This is a genomic window from Nocardia speluncae NBRC 108251, from assembly GCF_001613245.1.
Lineage (GTDB): Bacteria > Actinomycetota > Actinomycetes > Mycobacteriales > Mycobacteriaceae > Nocardia > Nocardia speluncae.
The window spans coordinates 604,645-626,035 of record NZ_BDBZ01000002.1; the positions used below are offsets into that span (position 1 = coordinate 604,645).

General features: G+C 67.9%; 19 protein-coding genes and 1 riboswitch. Of the genes, 6 read left to right on the plus strand and 13 right to left on the minus strand.

Annotated features, from left to right (window positions below):
- Positions 1 to 19: 19 nt before the first annotated feature.
- From whiA to uvrC, 4 genes are all read right to left on the minus strand, one after another.
- Positions 20 to 997, minus strand: a complete 978-nt coding sequence (whiA, locus tag NS6_RS05570) for a DNA-binding protein WhiA (protein ID WP_174372421.1) — start codon at positions 995 to 997, stop codon at positions 20 to 22.
- A complete protein-coding gene (locus NS6_RS05575; RefSeq protein WP_068037183.1) occupies positions 994 to 2,058 on the minus strand; it encodes a gluconeogenesis factor YvcK family protein in 1,065 nt (354 codons plus the stop codon). Before NS6_RS05575 ends, whiA begins: the two co-directional genes overlap by 4 nt.
- Positions 2,055 to 2,930, minus strand: coding sequence for an RNase adapter RapZ (gene rapZ, locus NS6_RS05580; protein ID WP_371859305.1), 876 nt, complete (start codon positions 2,928 to 2,930; stop codon positions 2,055 to 2,057). Before rapZ ends, NS6_RS05575 begins: the two co-directional genes overlap by 4 nt.
- Positions 2,931 to 3,174: 244 nt before the next feature.
- On the minus strand, positions 3,175 to 5,217 hold the full coding sequence (gene uvrC / locus NS6_RS05585; protein ID WP_068037188.1) for an excinuclease ABC subunit UvrC: 2,043 nt from the start codon (positions 5,215 to 5,217) through the stop codon (positions 3,175 to 3,177).
- Positions 5,218 to 5,779: 562 nt separating this feature from the next.
- On the opposite strand from uvrC, the gene NS6_RS05590 reads away from it, so the two are divergent.
- Positions 5,780 to 7,732 (plus strand): gamma-glutamyltransferase family protein, encoded by a 1,953-nt coding sequence (locus NS6_RS05590; protein ID WP_068037191.1) that lies wholly within the window; start codon positions 5,780 to 5,782, stop codon positions 7,730 to 7,732.
- A 120-nt stretch (positions 7,733 to 7,852) separates the two neighbouring features.
- Positions 7,853 to 7,920, plus strand: a riboswitch (guanidine-III (ykkC-III) riboswitch).
- A 16-nt stretch (positions 7,921 to 7,936) separates the two neighbouring features.
- Positions 7,937 to 8,251 (plus strand): DMT family transporter, encoded by a 315-nt coding sequence (locus NS6_RS05595; protein WP_068038073.1) that lies wholly within the window; start codon positions 7,937 to 7,939, stop codon positions 8,249 to 8,251.
- A gap of 107 nt (positions 8,252 to 8,358) precedes the next feature.
- Here the strand turns inward: NS6_RS05595 and NS6_RS05600 are convergent, their stop codons facing one another.
- The 4 genes from NS6_RS05600 to NS6_RS05615 all read right to left on the minus strand — a co-directional run bounded on the left by NS6_RS05600 (position 8,359) and on the right by NS6_RS05615 (position 11,308).
- Positions 8,359 to 8,823: a PH domain-containing protein gene (locus tag NS6_RS05600; RefSeq protein ID WP_443093652.1), complete on the minus strand. Its 465-nt coding sequence runs from the start codon at positions 8,821 to 8,823 to the stop codon at positions 8,359 to 8,361.
- Between the two features lie 33 nt (positions 8,824 to 8,856).
- Positions 8,857 to 9,336 carry a 6,7-dimethyl-8-ribityllumazine synthase gene (gene ribH / locus NS6_RS05605; protein WP_068037196.1) on the minus strand — a complete coding sequence of 160 codons (480 nt, stop codon included), beginning with the start codon at positions 9,334 to 9,336 and terminating at the stop codon, positions 8,857 to 8,859.
- A 28-nt stretch (positions 9,337 to 9,364) separates the two neighbouring features.
- Positions 9,365 to 10,609 (minus strand): bifunctional 3,4-dihydroxy-2-butanone-4-phosphate synthase/GTP cyclohydrolase II, encoded by a 1,245-nt coding sequence (locus NS6_RS05610; protein ID WP_068037198.1) that lies wholly within the window; start codon positions 10,607 to 10,609, stop codon positions 9,365 to 9,367.
- 78 nt (positions 10,610 to 10,687) lie between these two features.
- Positions 10,688 to 11,308 carry a riboflavin synthase gene (locus NS6_RS05615; protein WP_068037200.1) on the minus strand — a complete coding sequence of 207 codons (621 nt, stop codon included), beginning with the start codon at positions 11,306 to 11,308 and terminating at the stop codon, positions 10,688 to 10,690.
- A 674-nt stretch (positions 11,309 to 11,982) separates the two neighbouring features.
- Here NS6_RS05615 and NS6_RS05620 point away from each other — a divergent pair.
- On the plus strand, positions 11,983 to 12,438 hold the full coding sequence (locus tag NS6_RS05620) for a hypothetical protein (protein ID WP_068037202.1): 456 nt from the start codon (positions 11,983 to 11,985) through the stop codon (positions 12,436 to 12,438).
- Between the two features lie 116 nt (positions 12,439 to 12,554).
- On the opposite strand, the gene rpe is transcribed toward NS6_RS05620, so the two are convergent.
- Positions 12,555 to 13,226, minus strand: coding sequence for a ribulose-phosphate 3-epimerase (rpe, locus tag NS6_RS05625; RefSeq protein WP_068038075.1), 672 nt, complete (start codon positions 13,224 to 13,226; stop codon positions 12,555 to 12,557).
- Positions 13,227 to 13,414: 188 nt separating this feature from the next.
- Here rpe and NS6_RS05630 point away from each other — a divergent pair, with 188 nt between their 5' ends.
- The 3 genes from NS6_RS05630 to NS6_RS05640 all read left to right on the plus strand — a co-directional run bounded on the left by NS6_RS05630 (position 13,415) and on the right by NS6_RS05640 (position 17,022).
- On the plus strand, positions 13,415 to 13,837 hold the full coding sequence (locus NS6_RS05630; protein WP_068037205.1) for an ATP-binding protein: 423 nt from the start codon (positions 13,415 to 13,417) through the stop codon (positions 13,835 to 13,837).
- A gap of 134 nt (positions 13,838 to 13,971) precedes the next feature.
- Positions 13,972 to 14,745: a SigB/SigF/SigG family RNA polymerase sigma factor gene (locus NS6_RS05635; RefSeq protein ID WP_068038077.1), complete on the plus strand. Its 774-nt coding sequence runs from the start codon at positions 13,972 to 13,974 to the stop codon at positions 14,743 to 14,745.
- 111 nt (positions 14,746 to 14,856) lie between these two features.
- On the plus strand, positions 14,857 to 17,022 hold the full coding sequence (locus NS6_RS05640; RefSeq protein ID WP_068037208.1) for a molybdopterin oxidoreductase family protein: 2,166 nt from the start codon (positions 14,857 to 14,859) through the stop codon (positions 17,020 to 17,022).
- Positions 17,023 to 17,249: 227 nt separating this feature from the next.
- Here NS6_RS05640 and NS6_RS05645 read toward each other — a convergent pair whose 3' ends face one another.
- The 4 genes from NS6_RS05645 to def all read right to left on the minus strand — a co-directional run bounded on the left by NS6_RS05645 (position 17,250) and on the right by def (position 21,310).
- The gene (locus NS6_RS05645) at positions 17,250 to 17,603 is read right to left on the minus strand and encodes an MmcQ/YjbR family DNA-binding protein (protein ID WP_068037211.1); all 354 of its coding nucleotides are present in this window, start codon (positions 17,601 to 17,603) and stop codon (positions 17,250 to 17,252) included.
- A 76-nt stretch (positions 17,604 to 17,679) separates the two neighbouring features.
- Positions 17,680 to 19,089: an RsmB/NOP family class I SAM-dependent RNA methyltransferase gene (locus tag NS6_RS05650; RefSeq protein WP_068038079.1), complete on the minus strand. Its 1,410-nt coding sequence runs from the start codon at positions 19,087 to 19,089 to the stop codon at positions 17,680 to 17,682.
- Between the two features lie 758 nt (positions 19,090 to 19,847).
- On the minus strand, positions 19,848 to 20,768 hold the full coding sequence (gene fmt / locus NS6_RS05655) for a methionyl-tRNA formyltransferase (protein ID WP_068037214.1): 921 nt from the start codon (positions 20,766 to 20,768) through the stop codon (positions 19,848 to 19,850).
- The gene (def, locus tag NS6_RS05660; RefSeq protein ID WP_068037216.1) at positions 20,768 to 21,310 is read right to left on the minus strand and encodes a peptide deformylase; all 543 of its coding nucleotides are present in this window, start codon (positions 21,308 to 21,310) and stop codon (positions 20,768 to 20,770) included. Before def ends, fmt begins: the two co-directional genes overlap by 1 nt.
- Positions 21,311 to 21,391 lie beyond the last annotated feature (81 nt).

Below are 21,391 nucleotides of genomic sequence, written 5' to 3' on the forward strand. Positions count from 1 at the left end.
GTCCATGACGTGTGGCGGCTCAGGCGTCGTCGAGCAACTCCGCCGTGACCGCCGATTCGGTATCCGGCACGCCGAGTTCCTTGGCTCGCCGATCGGCCATGGACAGCAGCCGCCGGATACGACCGGCCACCGCATCCTTGGTCATCGGCGGGTCGGCGAGCTGGCCGAGTTCTTCGAGGGAGGCCTGCCGATGCTCGACACGCAGCTTTCCCGCCGCCGCCAGATGGTCCGGAACATCCTCACCGAGCAGTTCCAGCGCACGTTCCACCCGCGCCGCCGCTGCGACCGCGGCACGCGCCGAACGCCGCAGGTTGGCGTCGTCGAAGTTGGCGAGCCGGTTGGCGGTGGCGCGGACCTCGCGCCGCATCCGGCGCTCCTCCCAGGTGAGCCGGGTGTCCTGGGCGCCCATCCGGGTGAGCAACGCACCGATCGCTTCACCGTCGCGGACCACGACCCGGTCGGTGCCACGCACTTCCCGCGCTTTCGCCGATATGCCGAGCCGCCGCGCGGCGCCCACCAGCGCCAACGCCGCCTCCGGGCCGGGGCAACTCACCTCGAGTGCCGAGGAACGGCCGGGTTCGGTGAGCGAGCCGTGAGCCAGGAAGGCGCCGCGCCATGCGGCTTCGGCATCCGCGACACTGCCGCCGACGACCTGGGCGGGTAGTCCGCGCACGGGCCGGCCGCGTACATCCAGCAACCCGGTCTGGCGCGCGAGGGCTTCGCCCTCCTTCGCGACCCGGACCACGTACCGGGAGGATTTGCGCAGGCCACCGGCACTGAGCACATGCACATCCGACCCGTATCCGTAGAGCTCGAAGATCTCCCGCCGCAGCCGCCGCGCGATGGAGCCCATATCGACTTCGGCTTCGACGATCACCCGCCCGCCGACGATATGCAGACCGCCGGCGAAACGCAGCAGGGCGGACAGTTCGGCTTTACGCGCACTCACCTGTGTTACCGCGAGCCGGCTCAGCTCGTCTTTCACTTCAGCTGTCATCGCCACGAAAAGTGCTCCTTTCCACCCAACCCGGACCGCACATCCTGACCCATGTGCCGTCCCTCGACTCGAAGCCCCGGCACCGCCGGCCGGGGCTCGCGGATCAGTTGATCCAGTGCGGCGGCGAGCTTTCCGGCATCGTGCCGGGCCGTTCCCGCGTCGGCGACATCGGAAAAGACTACTCGTGCCCGCAGTTGCCCGGCCGCTCTGGCCACATGTTCACGCTCGCGGCCCTCCGGAACGCACCCGGAATCGACCAGAACCTCGTCGACCGCGAAATCCGGTGCGTGCTGGGACAATACATGCAGATGGCGTTCGGCGGAGAAACCCGCCGTCTCACCGGGTTGTGCGACCAGATTCAGAATCAGCACCTTACGCGCCCGGGTGCGGACCAGCGCATCGCGCAGGCCGGGCACCAGCAGGTGCGGGATGACACTGGTGAACCACGATCCGGGTCCCAGGACCACCGCATCCGCTCCTTCGATGGCGGCGGCGGCCTCGGCGCAGGCGGGCGGGTCGGCGGGCAGCAACCGCACCCGGCGCACCTTGCCGGGGGTCGTGGCCACAGCCACCTGACCGCGAATACAGCGGCTCACCCGCGGGTCGGTCTCCAAACCCGAAACATCGGCCTCGATATCGAGCGGGAGGGTCGACATGGGCAGTACCCGGCCACTGATACCGAGCAGCTCACCGACCTTGTCCAGGGCGGCCACCGGATCACCCAGCACCTCGGTGAGACCGGCCAGCAGCAGATTCCCGACCGAGTGCCCGGCCAGCGCACCGGTCCCGCCGAATCGGTGCTGCACGGTCCGGGTGAGGACACCGTCGGCGTCGGCCGCCAGCGCCGCGAGGGCCATCCGCAGGTCGCCGGGCGGCGGAACCCCGAGTTCCCTGCGCAGCCGACCGGAGGAGCCACCGTCATCGGCAACGGTGACCACTGCGCTGACCCGCCGGGTGAGCCGGCGTACCGCAGACAGGGTGGCGTAGAGACCGTGACCGCCGCCGAGTGCGACGACTTCGGGACCGTGGCGAGTTCCGGGACCGGTATCGGGGCCGTTCACTCGCGCCCCAGATCTCGGTGCAATACCCGCACCGTATCGACAGAACCGTCCGCATCGTTATCGATGCTGCGGCCCGCCAGCTGCCCGAGGGCCTCGGCGATCGCGACACTGCGATGTCTGCCGCCGGTACAGCCCACTGCGACGGTCATGTATCGCTTCCCCTCTTGGCGGTAACCCTGGGTGGTCAGCTCGATCAGGTGCCCGCAGGTCTGCAGATAGTCCTCGGCGCCCGGACGCGACAGCACATAGTCACTGACCACCGCTTCCTGACCGGTGTGCTGCCGAAGTTCTGGTACCCAGTGCGGGTTGGGCAGGAAACGCACATCCAGCACCATGTCCGCGTCCAGCGGGACACCGTACTTGAATCCGAACGATTGCACGGTCAGCTGCAGTGCGGCGGGCGTGCCGCCGCCGTAGACCTCTTCCAGTTTCCGGTGCAACTGGTGGATCGACAGCTCCGTGGTGTCGATGACCACATCGGCGGCGGCCTTCACACCGGCGAGCCGGACGCGTTCGGCGGCGATCCCGGCCGACAGGGTCCCGTCGGCGCTGTCGTTCTGCAGCGGGTGACGCCGCCGGGCGAACCCGAACCGGCGGATCAGCACATCGTCGGAGGCTTCCAAAAACAGGATCCGGGTGGGCACGCCGCGGGCGCGTAACTGGTCGGTGACCGCAGGGAGATCGCCGGTGAAAAAACGACTGCGCACATCCATCACGATCGCCAGCCGCCGGATGGGCGGATCCGCCGAGGCGCCGAGTTCGACCATCCGTCCGATCAGTTCCGGCGGCAGATTATCGGTGACATACCAGCCGAGATCCTCCATGACTCGCGCGGCTGTCCCCCGCCCGGCACCGGACAGCCCTGTCACCATCACGACCTCGACCGGGGTCCCCGAACCCGGTCCCCCGCCCGCCACCACTTTCGTACTGCTGTTCGATTCGACGCGAGTCATGTACCACCCGGATCTGTGTTCGGGAATGCGTTCGGTCACCCTGCTGCAACGTGCGCGCCCGGTCCCTGCCCCGGAGCGCCGAAACACGACCGCGGGGGCGCAGAAACAAACGTACGTGAACCGCGCCGGTCACCGCGCTGTTGTGCGTGCGCCGCGCCGGAGGCTATCGGTCGTGCAGGGCGGCCAGCACCGCCTCCGCGGTGGCCCGGCCGATACCGGGCACCTCGATGATCTCCTCCACGGTCGCCTCCTTCAGCCGCGCCACCGAGCCGAAATGCGTTACCAGCGCGGTACGCCGGGTGGCGCCGAGCCCACGCACCGAATCCAGCGCGGAAGCGGTCATCCGCCGGGACCGTTTACTGCGATGGAAGCTGATGGCGAAACGGTGGGCTTCGTCACGTACGCGTTGCAGCAGATAGAGCGCCTCACTGGTGCGCGGCAGGATCACCGGGTCGGGTTCGCCCGGCACCCAGACCTCTTCCAGCCGCTTCGCCAGCCCCACCACCGCGACATCGGTGATCCCGAGTTCGTCGAGTACCTCGGCCGCGGCCGCGACCTGCGGTGCGCCACCGTCGACGACGTACAGATTCGGCGGATAGGCGAACTTCCGGGGCCGGCCTGTCTTCGGATCGATTCCGGGCCGGGTGGTGATCTCCTCCTCCGCGAGGTCCTCCGCCCCGGGCGTGGCCTCGAACTCCGGGACCTCGACCGTCCCGGCGAGATCGGCCTGTTCGGTGGCATCACGCTCGCGGCGCAACCGCAGGAACCGGCGCCGAGTGACCTCGGCGATACTGGCGACATCATCGGACCGGCCCCCGCCGGCCGCCTCCCGGATCGCATAGTGCCGGTAATCGGATTTCTTGGGCAGGCCGTCCTCGAACACCACCAGCGAGGCCACCACATCGGTGCCCTGGACATGACTGATATCGACGCATTCGATCCGCAGCGGCGCGGTATCGAGGTCGAGGGCGTCCTGGATGTCCTGCAGCGCCACCGAACGCGAGGTCAGATCGCCGGCCCGGCGGAGTTTGTGCTGGGCGAGCGCCTCGGTGGCATTGCGAGCCACGGTTTCGGCGAGCGCCTTCTTGTCCCCGCGCTGCGGCACCCGTACCCGTACGGCGCTGCCCCGCAGTTGCGACAGCCAGCGCTGGACCTCATCGACATCGGCGGGCACCTCCGGCACCAGAACCTCGCGCGGTACAACCGCCGCCGGCCGGTCCCCGGCGGTCTGCGCGGCGATTGCGGCCTGCTCACCGTAGAACTGGGTCAGGAACTGTTCCACCAGCGCGGCGAGCTCTCCGTCCTGTTCCGGGGTATCGGCCGCGTCGCCGGATTTGTCCACCACCCAGCCGCGCTGGCCGCGCACCCGGCCGGCGCGTACGTGGAAGATCTGCACCGCGACCTCCAGATCGTCGCCGGCGAAAGCGATCACATCGGCATCGGTACCGTCGCCCAGCACCACGGCCTGTTTTTCCAGCGCCCGGCGCAGGGCCTGCACATCGTCACGGAGGCGAGCCGCAGTTTCGAAATCGAGGTCCCCGGACGCGGTGTGCATCCGGCGTTCCAATTCTTTGACCATCCGGTCGGTACGCCCGGCCAGGAAATCACAGAAATCGTCGACAATGCGCCGGTGCTCGTCCGCCGATACCCGGTCCACACAGGGCGCAGAACATTTATCGATATAACCGAGAAGACAGGGCCGGCCGATCTGACCGTGCCGTTTGAAAACCCCCGCCGAGCAGGTCCGGGCCGGGAAAACCCGTAGCAGCAGATCGAGGGTTTCCCGTATCGCCCACGCATGTGCATAGGGCCCGAAATAGCGGACCCCCTTCTTCCGCGCGCCCCGATAAACGAAAAGCCGCGGATATTCCTCGTTCAGAGTGACGGCCAGCACGGGATAGGATTTGTCGTCGCGGTAGCGGACATTGAATCGAGGATCGAATTCCTTGATCCAGTTGTATTCCAGCTGCAACGCTTCCACCTCGGTGGAAACCACGGTCCATTCCACACTCGCGGCGGTCGTGACCATCTGCCGCGTCCGCGGATGCAACGCGGCCACATCGGCGAAATACGAGTTGAGCCGATTACGGAGGCTTTTCGCCTTGCCGACGTAGATGACCTGCCCGTAGGAGTCACGGAATTTGTAGACACCGGGCTCGAGCGGAATACTGCCCGGCTGCGGCCGGTACGTCGCGGGATCTGCCACGTACTCAGCCTAGTGCGAGGCTACGACACCCCTGGCGGGCACCGGGACCGGCGGCCACCGCAACGGATCCGGCAGCACCCACCTCTTGTACCTCGGTGCCGCTGCTGGACAACGGCCTGCGCAAGCTCTCTCCGCGCAGACCGGCCTCATCGGCAGCCAAGGGCCCCGTTCAGGGCACGCAGACGAGCTCTCCGCCTTCTGGATGCAGGCTCGAGGCAGATCGTCCATGCGGCCACTGTCGCAGCAGCCCGGCGCCGACCGCGCGTCCCACGTACGGACCGACCCTCACTGCTCCTGCCGGAGTCACCAACCGACCCACGAACTTCATCCCCGAACGCCTCCTCCGTCGTTTCGATACCACCTCCAGCGGCAGCGGCACCACGCCACGCACGCGAAATACCATACGAGACCGCAGCTTTCGCATCAGCCGACCACCACTCATTTTATGCCGGAACACAATCCACGAACCCCACATCCACCGACCGAGACGCTTTTGCCGGCCCGGCCGTATCGACCGATGATTCCGGCCCATCGGTCACCGCGACCCGATACAGTTCCGAACATGCGCCCGACACGACGGATTCGGCCCGCACTGACCCTCGCGGGGCTACTCGTGGCCGCATCCCTCAGCGGATGCTCCGGCGAGTCCGACACCGCGGGCCCCTGCACTCCGGTGCCCAACGGCGCCGCCGCCACCGCCGCTCCCGGAACCGGCCCGGCGGCGCCGGCCTCCCGTGATCTCGCGACCAACCCGGAGATCGCCTCGGGCTACCGATCCGGTATGACTGCCGTGCGCACCACCGGTTACGCCGTATCCACCGCCAACTCGCATGCCACCCGCGCCGCCTGTGCGGTCCTGCGTGCCGGCGGTACCGCGGCGGATGCGCTGGTCACCGCCCAAACCGTGCTGGGCATCACCGAACCGCAGGCCTCAGGACTCGGCGGCGGGGCCTTCCTGCTGTATTACAACGCGGAGAACGAGACCGTCGAGGCCTACGACGGCCGCGAGACCGCACCGGCCGCCGCGACGGAGAACTATCTGCGCTGGATCAGCGATACCGACCACAGCGAACCGCGGCCGGATGCCCGAGCCAGCGGGCGCTCCATCGGGGTCCCGGGAGTGGTGCGCATGCTCGGGATGGTGCACGCCGAGCAGGGGCACACCGCCTGGCGCGAGCTGTTCGATCCTGCCATCGCACTCGCCGATCAGGGTTTCGAGATCAGTCCACGGCTGGCCGGGCAGATCGCCGAATCCGCGCCCGAGCTGGGCCGCGATCCGGCGGCAGCCGAATACTTCCTCGAACCGGACGGATCCCCCAAACCCGCCGGAACGGTCCTCACCAATCCGGCCCTGTCGAAAACCCTGAACACCCTGGCCACCGACGGCGCGGACACGTTCTACACCGGACCCATCGCGCAGGACATCGCCGCCGCCGCCGGCGCGGCCACCGGCGGACGTACCCCCGGTGCACTCACCGCAGCGGATCTGGCCGGCTACCGGGCAGTGAAGCGAGCACCGCTGTGCACCGGTTACCGGCAACACGAGATCTGCGGAATGCCCGGCCCCTCGTCCGGCGGCACTACCGTCGCCGCCACCCTCGGCATCCTGGAAAACTTCGATATCCCGGCCCTGCCGCCGGAACAGGTCGACCGCAACGGCGGGGTGCCACGCGCCGAGGCCGTCCATCTGATCGCGGAGGCCGAGCGGCTGGCCTACGCCGACCGCGACAAGTACATCGCCGACCCCGGCTATGTTCCGCCGCCGGGCGATTCCCCGGAAACATTGGTCGACCCGGACTATTTGCGCGAGCGGGCCGGTCTCATCGATCCGGGCCGCAGTATGGGCACCGCCCGCCCCGGCGACTTCGGACCTACCACACTGGGCGCCGGACCACAGACGCCCGAGCACGGCACCAGCCATATCTCGGTGGTCGATTCCTACGGCAATGCCGCCGCCATGACCACGACCGTGGAATCGGCGTTCGGCTCGTTCCATATGGTCGGCGGGTTCCTGTTGAACAACCAGCTCACCGATTTCTCTGCCGACCCGCTCGATGCCGCCGGTGTACCCGTGGCGAATCGGGTCGAACCGGGTAAACGCCCACGCAGCTCCATGAGCCCGACCCTGGTCTTCGAACCCGGCACCGGTACCGGGCCCGGCACTCTCACCCAGGTGGTCGGTTCACCGGGCGGTGCGGTGATCATCCAGTTCGTGGTGAAAACCTTGGTGGGCATGCTGGATTGGGGCCTGGATCCACAGCAGGCGGTCTCCGCCGTATCGTTCGGTGCCGCGAACACTCCGCTCACCGGCGTGGGTGGTGAGCATCCCGCGATCGACACACGTGACGACGGTGCCCACGATCCGCTCGTCACCGCCTTGCGCGAGCGTGGCCACCAGGTTTCGGTGGCACCGCAGACGAGCGGGCTCAGCGTCCTGAGCCGCGACGGTGAGAATTATTGGATCGGCGGTGCCGATCCACGGCGCGAAGGCGAGGTACTGGGCGGTACTCGCTGATTCGGTGACCCCCATGCCTGACTGATGCTTGCGGGTGTTCCCTGACCGCCGCAACTGTGAGGTACCTCGCCGAACCGAGCGGAAAGGTTGCCGACCGGTAGCGGATGTGCGATTTTGGGTACATAGCCCCGATGAGGTGGGCTTCCGGACGAGAGGGTCGTACCCGGCGTGCGACAAGACGACCCCACGGAGGTCGTCATGGCATTGGCATGGATCGTTCTCGTCGTATCCGGTGTGCTGGAAGCGGTGTGGGCCACCGCTCTGGGCAAAACGGAAGGCTTCTCCAAGTGGCCGCCCACTGTGCTGTTCCTCGTCGCGCTGGTTGCCAGCATGGGCGGACTCGCGTACGCAATGCGCGATCTTCCGGTGGGCACCGCCTACTCGGTGTGGGTGGGTATCGGAGCGGTACTCACCGTCGTCTATGCGATGGCCACCGGGGAAGAACCGGTGACGATCGGAAAGCTGGTCTTCCTGACGATGATTGTTTCCGGTGTGGTCGGGCTGAAGCTCGCCCACTGAATGTGCACCGGGTACCCGGACCGGCGCCACACCTCGCGCCGGTCCGGGTACTGCGGTCACAGACCGGGGTGATCTCGGCCGGCGCGCCGACCGACAGCGCCTGAGAATCAGGGGGCGCCGTTGTACTTCGTGCTGAGTTCGCGGAGCCGGTCCAAGGCGGCGGCGGCACGCTCACCATCGTTGGAGCGGATGGCCAGCATCGGGACGTAGTCGTCGTTCACCAGCTCCAGCCGGGCCCACGCCTTACGGTCCGGGAAGGAGAGGCCACGGATATGCTTCCATTCGAATTCACTGTCTCCCAGAACATTACGCACCACCACGCCGTTTTCTCCGGCGCGCACACGCGGTCTGGTGAGAAGCAGTACGGCGATGGCGCCGAAAATACCGATACATGCCATCGCGAACTGGTCCACGACCCGGAAATTCACTCCGGTGTAGTCCACCCGGAGGAACACCCCGAGCAGGACGAAGGCCACCACCAGGCAGACGGCCACGATGAACGCGGTCCGGCGCGCTTTACGCGGGCGCACCTCGAACTCCCATTCGGACGGCTGGTCCGTGGCCGGGCTCACGCTCCGCCGCAAAATACGCGCCACCGGCATAGTTCAGCCCGCCGCGCGCAGCCTGCGCAGGGTCAGGGCGGCATCCAGCGCGGCCGCGGCCGCCTGCTCGCCTTTGTTCTCCACCGAACCGGGCAGCCCGGCGCGATCCAACGCCTGCTGTTCGTTGTTCGTAGTGAGTACGCCGTTGGCGACCGGAGTGCTCTCGTCCAGCGAGACCCGGGTCAGGCCGGCGGTCACCGCATCGCACACATACTCGAAATGCGGGGTGCCGCCGCGGATCACCACACCGAGTGCGACCACCGCGTCATGCGTGCGGGCCAGTTCCTGCGCCAGGACCGGCAATTCCATCGCGCCGGCGCACCGGGCGACGGTGGTGTGCAGGACGCCCGCCGCCGCGGCCACGCGTTCGGCATTGGCCACGAGGGTGTCGCAGATCTCGGTATGCCAGCGCGAGGCGACAATGGCCAGGCGCAACCCTTGCGCGTCGGCAAGCGCGAACTCCGGTACGCCGGTACCGCTCATCGGTTTCCGCCTTTCGATCCGGATGCGGTCATTGCGCCGTCTCCCCCAGGTCCAGATCGTCCAGACCTACCAGGTCATGACCCATCCGGTCGCGTTTGGTGCGCAGATAGCGCAGGTTCTCGGCGTTGGCCCGTACCGGCATCGGCACGCGTTCGGTGATCCGCAGGCCATAACCGTCGAGCCCGACCCGTTTCGCCGGGTTGTTCGTGAGCAACCGCATCGACCGCAGCCCCAGATCGACCAGGATCTGGGCGCCGGTTCCGTAATCGCGGGCGTCGGCGGGCAGCCCGAGTTCGATATTGGCGTCGACGGTGTCGTGCCCGGAATCCTGCAGCTGATAGGCCTGCAGTTTATGCATCAGGCCGATCCCGCGACCCTCGTGCCCGCGCATGTAGAGCACCACACCGCGCCCTTCGGCGGCCACCATTTCCATGGCCGCGTCCAGTTGCGGGCCGCAATCGCAGCGCAGCGAACCGAAGACATCACCGGTGAGGCATTCCGAATGCACCCGGACCAGGACATCCTCGCCGTCGCCGATATCGCCGCGTACCAGCGCCACATGTTCGACATCGTCGTAGATGCTCTGGTAGCCGACCGCGGTGAACTCACCGTGTGCGGTCGGGATCCGTGCCTGCGCCACCCGCACCACATGCTTCTCGTGCTTACGCCGCCACGAGATCATCTCCGCGATGGAGATCAATGCCAGTTCGTGCTCGTCGGCGAAAACGCGCAGCTCATCGGTGCGGGCCATATGCCCGTCTTCCTTCTGGCTGACGATCTCGCAGATCACGCCCGCCGGACGCAGGCCCGCCATCCGGGCCAGGTCCACTGCGGCTTCGGTGTGACCGGGACGGCGCAGCACCCCTCCGTCCTTGGCCCGAAGCGGCACCACATGACCCGGCCGGGTGAAGTCGCCGGGTTTGGCGTCGCCGTCGGCGAGCAGCCGGACGGTGGTGGCACGATCGGCGCCGGAGATACCGGTCGTCACGCCTTCCCTGGCATCGACGGAGACGGTGTAGGCGGTCCCGTGCTTGTCCTGGTTCACCGCGTACATCGGCGGCAGGCCGAGACGGTCGCAATCATCGCCGGTGAGAGGTACGCAGATATACCCCGAGGTGTACCGGATCATGAACGCCACCAGCTCCGGGGTGGCTTTCTCGGCGGCGAAGATGAGGTCGCCCTCGTTCTCCCGGTCCTCGTCGTCGACCACGACGACCGGTTTACCGGCCGCGATATCGGCGACGGCGCGCTCGATGCTGTCGAACCTGGTCACGTCTGCAATGCTCCATCTCGATTGGTCGCTGATCACACTACTGGGTCCGTCCGGCCCGTCCGGGCGCGGCCGGAGGCATCAACCGCGCTGATGGAGGCGCTCGACGTACTTCGCGATCACATCGACTTCCAGGTTCATCACGGTCCCGGCAGCGGCGGTGCCGAGATCGGTCAGGCTCAGGGTGGTCGGGATGAGGGACACCTCGAACCAGTCGCGGGTGCCGTCGGCGGCCGGGGTCTCGGCGCGCCCGAGCCCGGACACGGTGAGCGAAATACCGTTCACCGTGATGGAGCCCTTCTCCACCACATATTTGGCGATCGCGTCGGGCAGCGAGATCCGGACGACCTCCCAGTTCTCCGCGGGTGTGCGGGTCAGGATGGTGCCGGTGCCGTCCACATGCCCCTGCACGATATGACCGCCGAGGCGACTGTTCACGGCGGCTGCCCGCTCGAGATTGACCTGCGCGCCGGGGCCGAGGCCGCCGATACTCGACCGGCTCAGCGTTTCGCCCATCACATCGACGGTGAACACGTCGTCGACGACATCGACCACGGTGAGGCACACCCCGTTGACCGCAATGGAATCGCCGTGCCCGGCATCGGAGGTGACCAGTTTGCCCCGGATGGTCAGCCGGGCGGCGTCGGTCAACTGTTCGCAGGCGACGATCTCACCCAGCTCCTCGACAATGCCTGTGAACATGCCTTCTCCCGTTCGCATCGGTGTTCCGCCTACGGAACGGCGCCAGCGGTACCGAATATTCCCGGTTCGCCGTCCAGAACCAGACTAGATGGCAGCCGGACCGGCGAACCATGGCCGCCCACTCGCCGGGACGTTGCCGCTCCGATCACGGACCGGTACGCCTCGGCCGAGCCGCCCTCTCGACCCCGGCCGGAAAATTTGCGGTCGGATGATCGTCGTCACAAGTTTCATGCCAGGCCGTGGGACCGCCCCGACTAGCGGCTACATGGTCTGGACCGGTTCCCGGTGATCCACCTTTGCCCGGCCGAGACCGCATCGAAACCGGAAATGTTCCTCGATTTGCACGCTCACACCGGCCGACGCAATATGGTGAGGTGATCGGTCCACCGCCCTCGACCACCCCGCGGCGCGGCCGGGCACGATATTCACCGATGACGGCCACCGCCGCGGAAGACCGTGCGCCACAAGCCTTCACGAACAACCGGATCGAATCACCAGAACGCGGCCGGAACATCAGGCCGCGGATCGTCGATCCGGTATCCCCCACCCCAGCAACAGAGTTGTCCGGGCATCGGATCCCGCGGTAACAGCACCCGGCGGATCCGCGCGGGTTCCCCGCCCCGGAAGACCGCGCCCAGTCAAGCACGTCCATCACTCGAGGAAGCCCGAGCGCTATGACCACATTCACCGAGTCCGCCCTGGAACAGCACTGCCGGCGATACCGGGAGCGCGATCTGCTGCCGGCCGTGGTCGATCCCGTGTCGCGACGCATCCTGCTGCATATCGGCGCCGCCTACGGTGCGGTGACCATGCCCACCGAACTCGGCGAACCGGTACTGCAGCGACTCCGGGCCGCCGGGCCGGCCGGGCCGGTTTTCGCACATCCCAGGGCCGGGCGCTGGACATTCCTCACCGGCCCCACCCGCCACGACGAATTCCCCGCCACCGCCGCGGCGGAACTGTTCCGCCGCTACACGACGGTCGCCGGCACCGGTAGCCAGATCGTGCTGCCTTCCGCCGAAGACGAAGCCAGCGGCTACCGACTATGGGTGGCCGGGGCGGATACCTACGGCACCCGCCCCACACAGCAGGCGGTGATCGACGCGGTCTGCGGTCGCCCCACTGCCTGAGCCCGTCACCGAACTTCCGGCCCGGCCGCGGCCCCGCGGCCACAGGCCTACGCAAACGGAGTCGCTACCGTGGAACGGGTCGACCGGCCGTCACCGGCTCACCAGGCCGACCGGGCTCAGCGCGCGGCGTGGTGCGGCGATTGTGCCGCGGCCGCCCGGCTGCGCAATTTCTCCACGGTAGCCCCCGGGTCGGCAGTGTTGTATATGGCCGACCCCGCAACGAAACAGTCGATCCCGGCCTCGGCGGCCTGTTCGATGGTGTCGGCGTTGATCCCGCCGTCGATCTCCACCACCAGCCGCAACTCCCCCGCGTCGACCAGCCGCCGCACGATCTTCGCCTTGTCCAGCACAGCGGAAATGAACGACTGGCCGCCGAACCCCGGCTCGACACTCATCACCAGCAAGGTGTCGAAATCGCGGAGAATCTCCAAGTACGGCTCGATCGGCGTATTCGGTTTCACCGACAGTCCGGCCTTCGCCCCGGCCGCCCGGATATCGCGGGCCACCGCCACCGGGTCATCGGTCGCCTCGGCATGGAAGGTCACGTTGTAGGCGCCGGCCTCGGCGTAGGGGGGCGCCCACCGCGCCGGATCCTCGATCATCAGGTGGCAGTCCAGCGGAATATCGGTGGCCTTCAGCAAGCTCTGCACCACCGGCAGCCCCAGTGTCAGGTTCGGCACGAAATGCGCGTCCATCACATCGACGTGTAGCCAGTCGGCAGTCGCCACCGCCTCGGCCTCCTCGGCCAGCCGCGCGAAATCCGCGGACAGGATGGACGGGGCGATCATCGGGGCCACCGGACGGATGAACGTGGGCTCGGGCGCAGTCACGCGGCGGAGTCTAGTGCGATCCGGCGTAGCCGCCGAATGCGCCCGACCGCCAGGCCGCACCGGAGGCGGGCTGCGGGGATCGGCCGTTACCGAGGGCGCCAAACCCCGCGCGCGCCGATGCGCCGGAAACCCAGTAACCTGCCAGAGTGATCAATACTTCGGCGGAAGAGGGGATTCACGGCTCCCCGGTGGAGATTCGACTGGCGGCATCGGTGACGCAGCTGCCCATCGTGCGCGGTCTCGCCGAAACTCTGGTCCTGCTCAGCGATTTCACCTTGGACGAGGTCGCCGATATCCGGCTCGCGGTGGACGAGGCCTGTTCGACACTGATCGGCCTGGCAGCACCCGGTACCAGCCTGCACTGCGTATTCACCATCGGCGATACCGATCTGCGGGTGCGGGTCGCCGGCGTCGCCGCGCGGGAGGGACTGCCCGATTCGCGCAGTTTCGGCTGGCATGTGCTGCGTACCCTGACCGATGCGGTGGATGCCCGGCAGGATCCGTTCGACCAGCAGGTTTCCGGATTTCCGACAGCGGTCGAGTTCCGTCGGGTCCGGGGGAAAGCGTGACCGAACAGGACAAGCCGCTCGACCCGTCTACCGGCCCGCCCGGTACGGAACCCTTCTCCGGTACCGAGAACGCGGCGGCATCGGCTGCGGAGGCTGCGGAGGCCGCGGACGCTGATTCCGAGACCGAGGCGGAGCTGGCGGATTCGAGGCAGGGCAGCGGGTACGACGATGTCGCGGGCCTGTTCACCCAGTTGGCGGCCGCGGAACCGGAGTCGGCCCAGCATGCCACGCTTCGCAACCAGCTGATCGGCCGCTGCATCCCGCTGGCCGATCATATCGCCCGCAAGTTCAGTGGCCGGGGGGAACCGTTCGACGATCTGACCCAGGTGGCCCGGGTGGGGCTGGTACACGCGGTGGATCGTTTCGATGTATCGCGCGGTTCGAATTTCCTGTCCTTCGCGGTGCCGACGATCATGGGTGAGGTGCGCCGGTATTTCCGGGACAACACCTGGGCGATGCGGGTGCCGCGCCGGGTGAAGGAAACTCATCTGCGTATCGGGGCAGCGGTGGATGCGCTGTCGCAGTCGCTGGGCAGGTCGCCGACGGCCAAGGAGATCGCGGCCGAGCTCGATGTGGATCCCGACGAGGTGACGCAGGCGGTGATCGCAGGCAACGCCTACCAGCCGACATCGATCGACGCGGCGTCGGTCGGCCGGGATACCGATGCCTCGCTGCTGGACACGCTCGGCGAAGAGGAGACGCAGTTCGACCGGGTCGAGGAGTATGTGGCGATCCGGCCGTTGCTGGCGGGGCTACCGGAGCGGGAACGCCGGATCCTGACCATGCGGTTCTTCGAATCGATGACCCAGACGCAGATAGCCCAGCAGATGGGGATATCGCAGATGCACGTTTCGCGAATCCTCACGAAAACTCTGGCCCGGCTGCGGGAACAGTCGTCGCGGGAGTAGGGGCGCCGGGTCTTTTCCGGTGACTGTTGTGTGTGGCTCGCTGATCGGCCTACCCTCATCTATGAGAGATCGAGTAGGTAATTATCTCAGCGAACCATTCAAGGTGGATCCATGACCACGGAAACCGTCGCCCGGCAATGCACCCTGTGCGAGGCCCACTGCGGCATCCTGGTGACCGTCGAGGATTCGGCCGTCACCAGGATCGAAGGCAACCCGGAGGACGTGCTGTCCAAGGGGTATATCTGTCCCAAGGCGACGGCGATGGCCGGCCTCCACGATGATCCGGACCGGTTGCGCACGCCGATGCGGCGGGTGGGCGACCGGTTCGAAGCGATCAGCTGGGACGAGGCATTCCGTGAGGTCGGCGCCCGGCTGCGGCAAGTACGGCGCGACCACGGCCCCCATGCGGTCGGTATGTACCTCGGCAATCCGGCGGCACATAATTCGGCGATCATGTACGCCATGGCATTGCGGGCAGGCCTGATGACCCGCAACTTCTACACCGCCTCGTCGATCGATCAGTTCCCCCAGGAGTTCGTGGCCTGGCAGATGTACGGCTCGAATTTTCTGATGCCCATCGCCGATATCGACCGCACCGATCGGCTGGTGATCATCGGCGCCAACCCTGCGGTCTCCAACGGATCGGTGACCACCATGCCGGGCGCCAAGAACCGGATCAAGGCGGTGCGGGCCCGCGGCGGCAAGGTCGTGGTGATCGACCCGCGGCGTACCGAAACCGCGCGCCTGGCCGACGAACACCTGGCGGTGCTGCCGGGCGGTGACCCCTATCTGCTGCTGGCCGTCCTGCACGTACTGCTCACCGAAGACCTGTGCGACCGGACCGCCGTCCGCACGCAGTGCGCCGGTTCGGATGCATTGCGGCAGCTGGTATCCGGGTTCTCCCCCGAGGAGGCGGCACCATACGCAGGCGTCGACGCCGAGGCCATCCGCCGACTGGCCCGGGAACACGCCGCGGCGAAATCGGCAGTGATGTACGCCCGGATCGGAGTCTGCCAGACCCTCACCGGAACGATCACCCACTGGCTGGTCAACACCATCAACGCGATCACCGGCAACCTCGACCGGCCCGGCGGCCAGATGTATGCCACCCCCGCGGTGGACCTGCTGCCGCTGGCGCGGCGGATGCCACCGTTCCACGGTGCCTGGACCGATCGCTCGGGGAAGTACAGATCATTCCGCTTCGAACTACCCGTGGCCGCTCTGGCTTCCGAAATCCTGAATGAGGGACCAGAGCAGATCCGCGCCATGATCACCTATGCCGGAAATCCCGTACTGTCCACCCCGCAGCGCGGGCAGCTGGACAAGGCGCTGAGTTCCCTCGATTTCTATGTGGCCGTGGATATGTACGTCACCGAAACCACCCGCCACGCCGATATCATCCTGCCGCCGGTATCGCCGCTGGAGCGCGAGGATCTCGACATCCTGCTGACCATGTTCAGCGTGCACAACAACATTCGCTACAACGCGCGGGCGATCGACGCCCCGGCGGACGGTCTCGAGGACTGGGAGATCATGGCCCGGCTGACCACCGAGATCCTGCCGCTGCCAGTGCGTTCGCTGACCGGCCGGGCCCTCAACGCGGTATTCGCCCGATTCAGCCCAGTGCGCGCGGCGACCTTGGGAATCGCGGTCGGCCCGCACGGGGTCCTGCGCCGGGGCCGCCGCGGCATCACCCTGGCGAAAGTCCGCGCGGCCCGCGGCGGGATCGATCTGGGGCCGCTGCGTCCCCGCCTGCCGTCCCTCATCGCCACCGCTGATCGGAAGGTGCAGCTCGCCCCGGCATCGTTCGTCGCCGAAGCCCGCCGGCTGCTCGCCGACGCCGGTTCCGCGCGCGCCGAAGGTTTCGATCTGCGGCTGATCGGCCGCCGCCACCTGCGCAGCAACAATTCGTGGCTGCACAATGTGCCGTCGATGGTGAAGGGCCGCGACCGCTGCACCGCGCTGATGCATCCCGCCGATGCCGCCGCGCGCGGGCTCGCCGACGGCGACCAGGCCACCGTGAGCTCGCCGATCGGTGCCATCGCGGTACCGGTGGAGGTCAGCGCCGATATCCGGCCCGGGACGGTGGCCATCCCGCACGGTTGGGGTCACCGCGAACCGGGCGTCGGCTGGACCGTAGCGGCCTCGCTGCCGGGCGCGAATGTCAACCTGCTGCACGATCCGGAACAGGTGGACCGTATCTCCGGGAATGCCGCGGTGAACAGCACCTGGGTCAGGATCGAACCGGCCGGGAAAGCGGCGGCCACCGCCGGCTGATACACCCGGCCACCGGACGGTTCACGCGAACCGCATCGGCGAAATCGCCGCGAACGATCGTCAGCACCCGAGTACCGTCCGCTGCCTCCGGGGCGGGTCACCGACCTAGCCGGTAGACCCTGATATGTCGGGGGTGCGGGGGGCAACTGTTCGAGTTCACGGACAGAACCTGCGCGGCCGGGGCGGACTGTAAACCATTGGAGGAGACGATGTGCGTCCCGGCCCGGCTATCCAGCGGTTCCCCGATCCCTGGTTTTGCGCAGCTTCGCGGGAGCGGCAAGCCACCACGCGGCATCGAGCAGTTCCCGCAACTGCTCGGTATCGACGCGGTCCAGGTCGATGAGAATGTAGGGATATCCGTCGTAGTGCCCGGTGGTGTAGAAGGCCGGATCGCCGGAGGCCAGCAGGGCGTGTTTCTCCGTCATCTCGCAGCGCAGTGCAAGACCGCCCTCGGCCTCCGTGCGCAATCGAGCGAAACTCTTACCCGATACCTTCAGCGCCGGGGCCCGGTAGGAGGTCGATTCCGCGACCTCCGGCAGTTCGGTGGCCAGTCGGACCACATTCTCCCAGGTGAGGCTCATACCACGGAGTCTGCCCGCGGCGGTGGCGGCAGGCTTGGAAATCCGTCACCTACCGCGCGCGAGCCCGGCTGCCGCGCTACTGCGGTTTGCGCAGTGCGGCCACGAACATGGCGTCGGTGCCGTGCCGGTGCGGCCACAACTGCACTGCCGGTCCGGCGCCGAGCCCGGTGACGCCGGGTAGCAGCTCGCGGGCATCCAACTGTTCGGCCCCGGTACGACGCACCGTATCCGCTACCACCGCAACGGTTTCGGGTAGGTGCGGGGAACAGGTCGAGTAGACCAGGACGCCACCGGGGCGCAGCAGATCCCAGGCCGCGGTCACCAGTTCGCGCTGTAGCGCCACCAGGTCCGCGACATCTCCCGGGGTGCGCCGCCAGCGGGCCTCCGGGCGGCGGCGCAGAGCGCCCAGTCCGGTGCACGGGGCGTCGACCAGGATCCGGTCGTAACCGGCGGGCAGGCCGCTGTCGCGGCCGTCGACGATATGCACCTCTACCGGCATGTCGCGGGTCGCCGAACGCACCAGTTGGGCGCGATGCGCGGCCGGTTCCACGGCATCCACCCGGTAGCCGTCGATACCGGCGAGCGCACCCAGCAGTGCGGTTTTACCGCCGGGGCCCGCGCACAGGTCGAGCCAGCGTCCGGTATCCGAGCCGTGCAACGGCGCACGGGTGAGCGCGAGCACCACAAGCTGACTGCCCTCGTCCTGTACCGCCGCCATTCCCTCACGGACGGGTTCCAGCGATCCCGGGTCGCCGCCCTCGAGATACACCGCGTACGGGGACCAGCGGCCTTCCTCACCGCCGGTGACGAGAGCGAGTTCCTCCGCGGTGATATCGCCGGGGCGAGCCACCAGATGCACCACGGGGCGGGCATCGTCGGCGGCGAGCAGGTCACGCAGTTCACCCACATCGGGGCCGAGCGCGTCGGCGAAAGCCTGGGCGATCCATTCCGGATGCGCGTATTCGAAGGCCAGCCGGCCGATCGGGTCCGGCGGCGCCAGCCGCGCCACCCAATCCTGCGGCGAGCGTTCGGTAACCCTGCGCAGAACGGCATTGACGAAGCCGGCACGGCCGGCACCGGATTCGGCACGAGCAAGTTCCACTGCGGTGTGCACGGCGGCATGCGGTTCGATACGAGTACGCAGCAATTGATAGGTGCCCAGACGCAGCACATCCAGCAACGGACCATCGATATCCGCGATCTCACGGCCGGCGCATTCGGCGATCACCGCATCGAGAACGCCGAGGGTGCGGGACGCGCCGTACCCGAGTTCGGTGGCCAACGCGGCATCTCGCCCCTGCACGGAGTATTCGCGCAGGAAGGCCGGGAGCACCAGGTTGGCGTAGGCATCCCGCTCCCGGACCGCCCGCAGGGTTTCCAGCGCAACAGTGCGCGCCGGATCCTTGACGTGTTTCGGTCGCTCCGCGGACTGTCCACGCCCGGGGCGTGTCCGGTCGGTACCGGACCGCTTACCGGCGCCGGGAATTTTCGAGCCCCCACCCGACCGTCGGTGTTCGTCATCACGCCGGCCCGGCCCGTTCGCGCCGCGCTCGGCTGCCCGGGAGCTGCCGCGGCCTGCGGATGTATCGGCGCGATCCGCTCGGCCCGCACCGAATTCGCCGCGGTACCGGGAATCCGGCCGTCCGCCGCGTGCCGGTGCGCCCTGATCGGCCGGGCGGCCGCCCGAGCCCGATACGCGCCCTTGCGTGCCGCGACGAGCCGCCCTTTCGCCCCGGTCGTTCCCGTCGAAACCCGACGATTTCCCGCCGTGCCCGGTGTCCCTGCCGCGGTCACCCTGCGCCGAACCGGCCGGGCGATCACGCCTTTGCTGTTCGCGACGGGCCGCCCCGTCACTGCGTTCTCCGCCCGAGCGCGAAGATTTCCTGCCCTGCCCGGCGTCTCGACGTCGGTCACCGGCCGCGCCGCCGGGGCCCGTCCACCGGTCTCCCGCCGTGGAATCGCCCCGGCCGACACCGTCTTTGGTATCGCTCCGGTGGGAACCACCAGCCTTCGTACCCTTCGCCCGTTTGTCTGCACGCCCATCGCTCTGCGAATCCCAGGAACCCGGGCGACCGCGACCGGCACCGGGGCGGTTGTGCGAGCGGGTATCGGGGGCGTTCCGGGGTCCCTGCCCCGCCGCGCCACGGTCTGCGCCCGATTCGCGATCCACACCTGCCCCGTTGTCCGCAGAATCGGGCTTCGGGTGGCGCCGGAAGCCGCGCCCCCGCTCACCGGCCGGGCCCGTCATTCGACCACCGCGCCGGGCTCCAGGCGGGCACCCCGAGCCCAGTCCAGGGCCGCCATCATGCGTTTACCTTGCGGCTGCACCCGGTCCAGCCGCACCGCAGTGGTTGCGGTTCCGATGTATACACCGGTCTTGCGTACGTCTATCTGCCGTTCCGGCAGCGCCTCCTCGACGAGTTCCACAGGGCCCAATTTGAGCCTGTTACCGGCCACGGTCGTCCAGGCGCCGGGAAGCGGTGTCACCGCCCGGATCGCGCGGCCGACTGCGAGGGCGGGCTGATCCCAGCGCACCTGCGCCGCCTCGACAGTGATCTTCGGCGCGTAGGACACCCCCTCGGTGGATTGCGGAATCGCCTGCAACGTCCCGTCTTCCACACCGTGCAGTGTCTGTTCCAGCAGGGCCGCCCCGCTGTCGGCCAGCCGGGCCAGCAGATCTGCGGCGGTATCGGTGACGGCGATCCGTTCGGTTACCACGCCGTAGACCGGCCCGGTGTCCAAGCCTGTTTCGATACGGAACGTGGAGGCCCCGGTGATCTCGTCGCCCGCCGCGATAGCCGCCTGCACAGGGGCCGCGCCGCGCCATGCCGGAAGCAGCGAGAAGTGCAGGTTGATCCAGCCGTGGCGCGGGATATCGAGGATTTCCGCGGGCAGCAGCGCGCCGTAGGCGACCACCGGGCAGCAGTCCGGAGCGAGCTCCGTGAGTGCTTCGGCGAATTCGGGTTCGGCCGGTTTGTGCGGTGTCAGGACCGGGATACCGTATTCGTCGGCGAGCTGCCCGACCGGCGAGCGCTGCATTTTCCGCCCGCGACCGGCGACAGCGTCCGGGCGGGTGACCACGGCGATCACCTCGTGCCGCGATTCGATCAACCTGCGCAGTGACGGTACGGCCGGGTCAGGGGTGCCGGCAAAGACGATCCGCATCAGCGGTCCCGTTCGGCCAGCGCGCGACTGGGCCGGATGGTGATACCGGCCGTGAACCAGTCGGACTCACGGATGGTGCGCATGGCCTGCTTGCGGTCCGGTGGATCCAGGCGGTCGATGAACAGAGTGCCGTCCAGGTGGTCGGTTTCGTGCTGGACACAGCGCGCCAGCAGCCCCTCGGCCTCGAGCTCGAGCGGTGCACCGGTCATATCGACCCCGCTCGCGCGTACCCGCATGGCCCGGCGGGTGTCGTGATTGACCCCCGGTATCGACAGGCAGCCCTCCGGGCCGATCTGTTCCTCGTCGTCGAGAGCGGTCCAGACCGGGTTGATCAGGTGGCCACGGGCGTCCCGGGTGTCGTAGACGAAGACCCGCAGTCCGACTCCGATCTGCGGTGCGGCCATCCCCACCCCACCGTCGTCGTACATGGTGTCGGTCAGGTCGGTCACCAGCTGCCGCAGTTCGGGGCCGAATTCGGTGACCTCGGTTGCGCGGGCTCGCAAGATCGGATCGCCGAACAGGCGGACGGACTGGACGGTCAAGGTCGGCTCCCGGAGACATGAGACAGGGCAGAAAGAATCCATTCTAAGTCGCCGCGCGCACCTACCGACACGTCCGGGGTA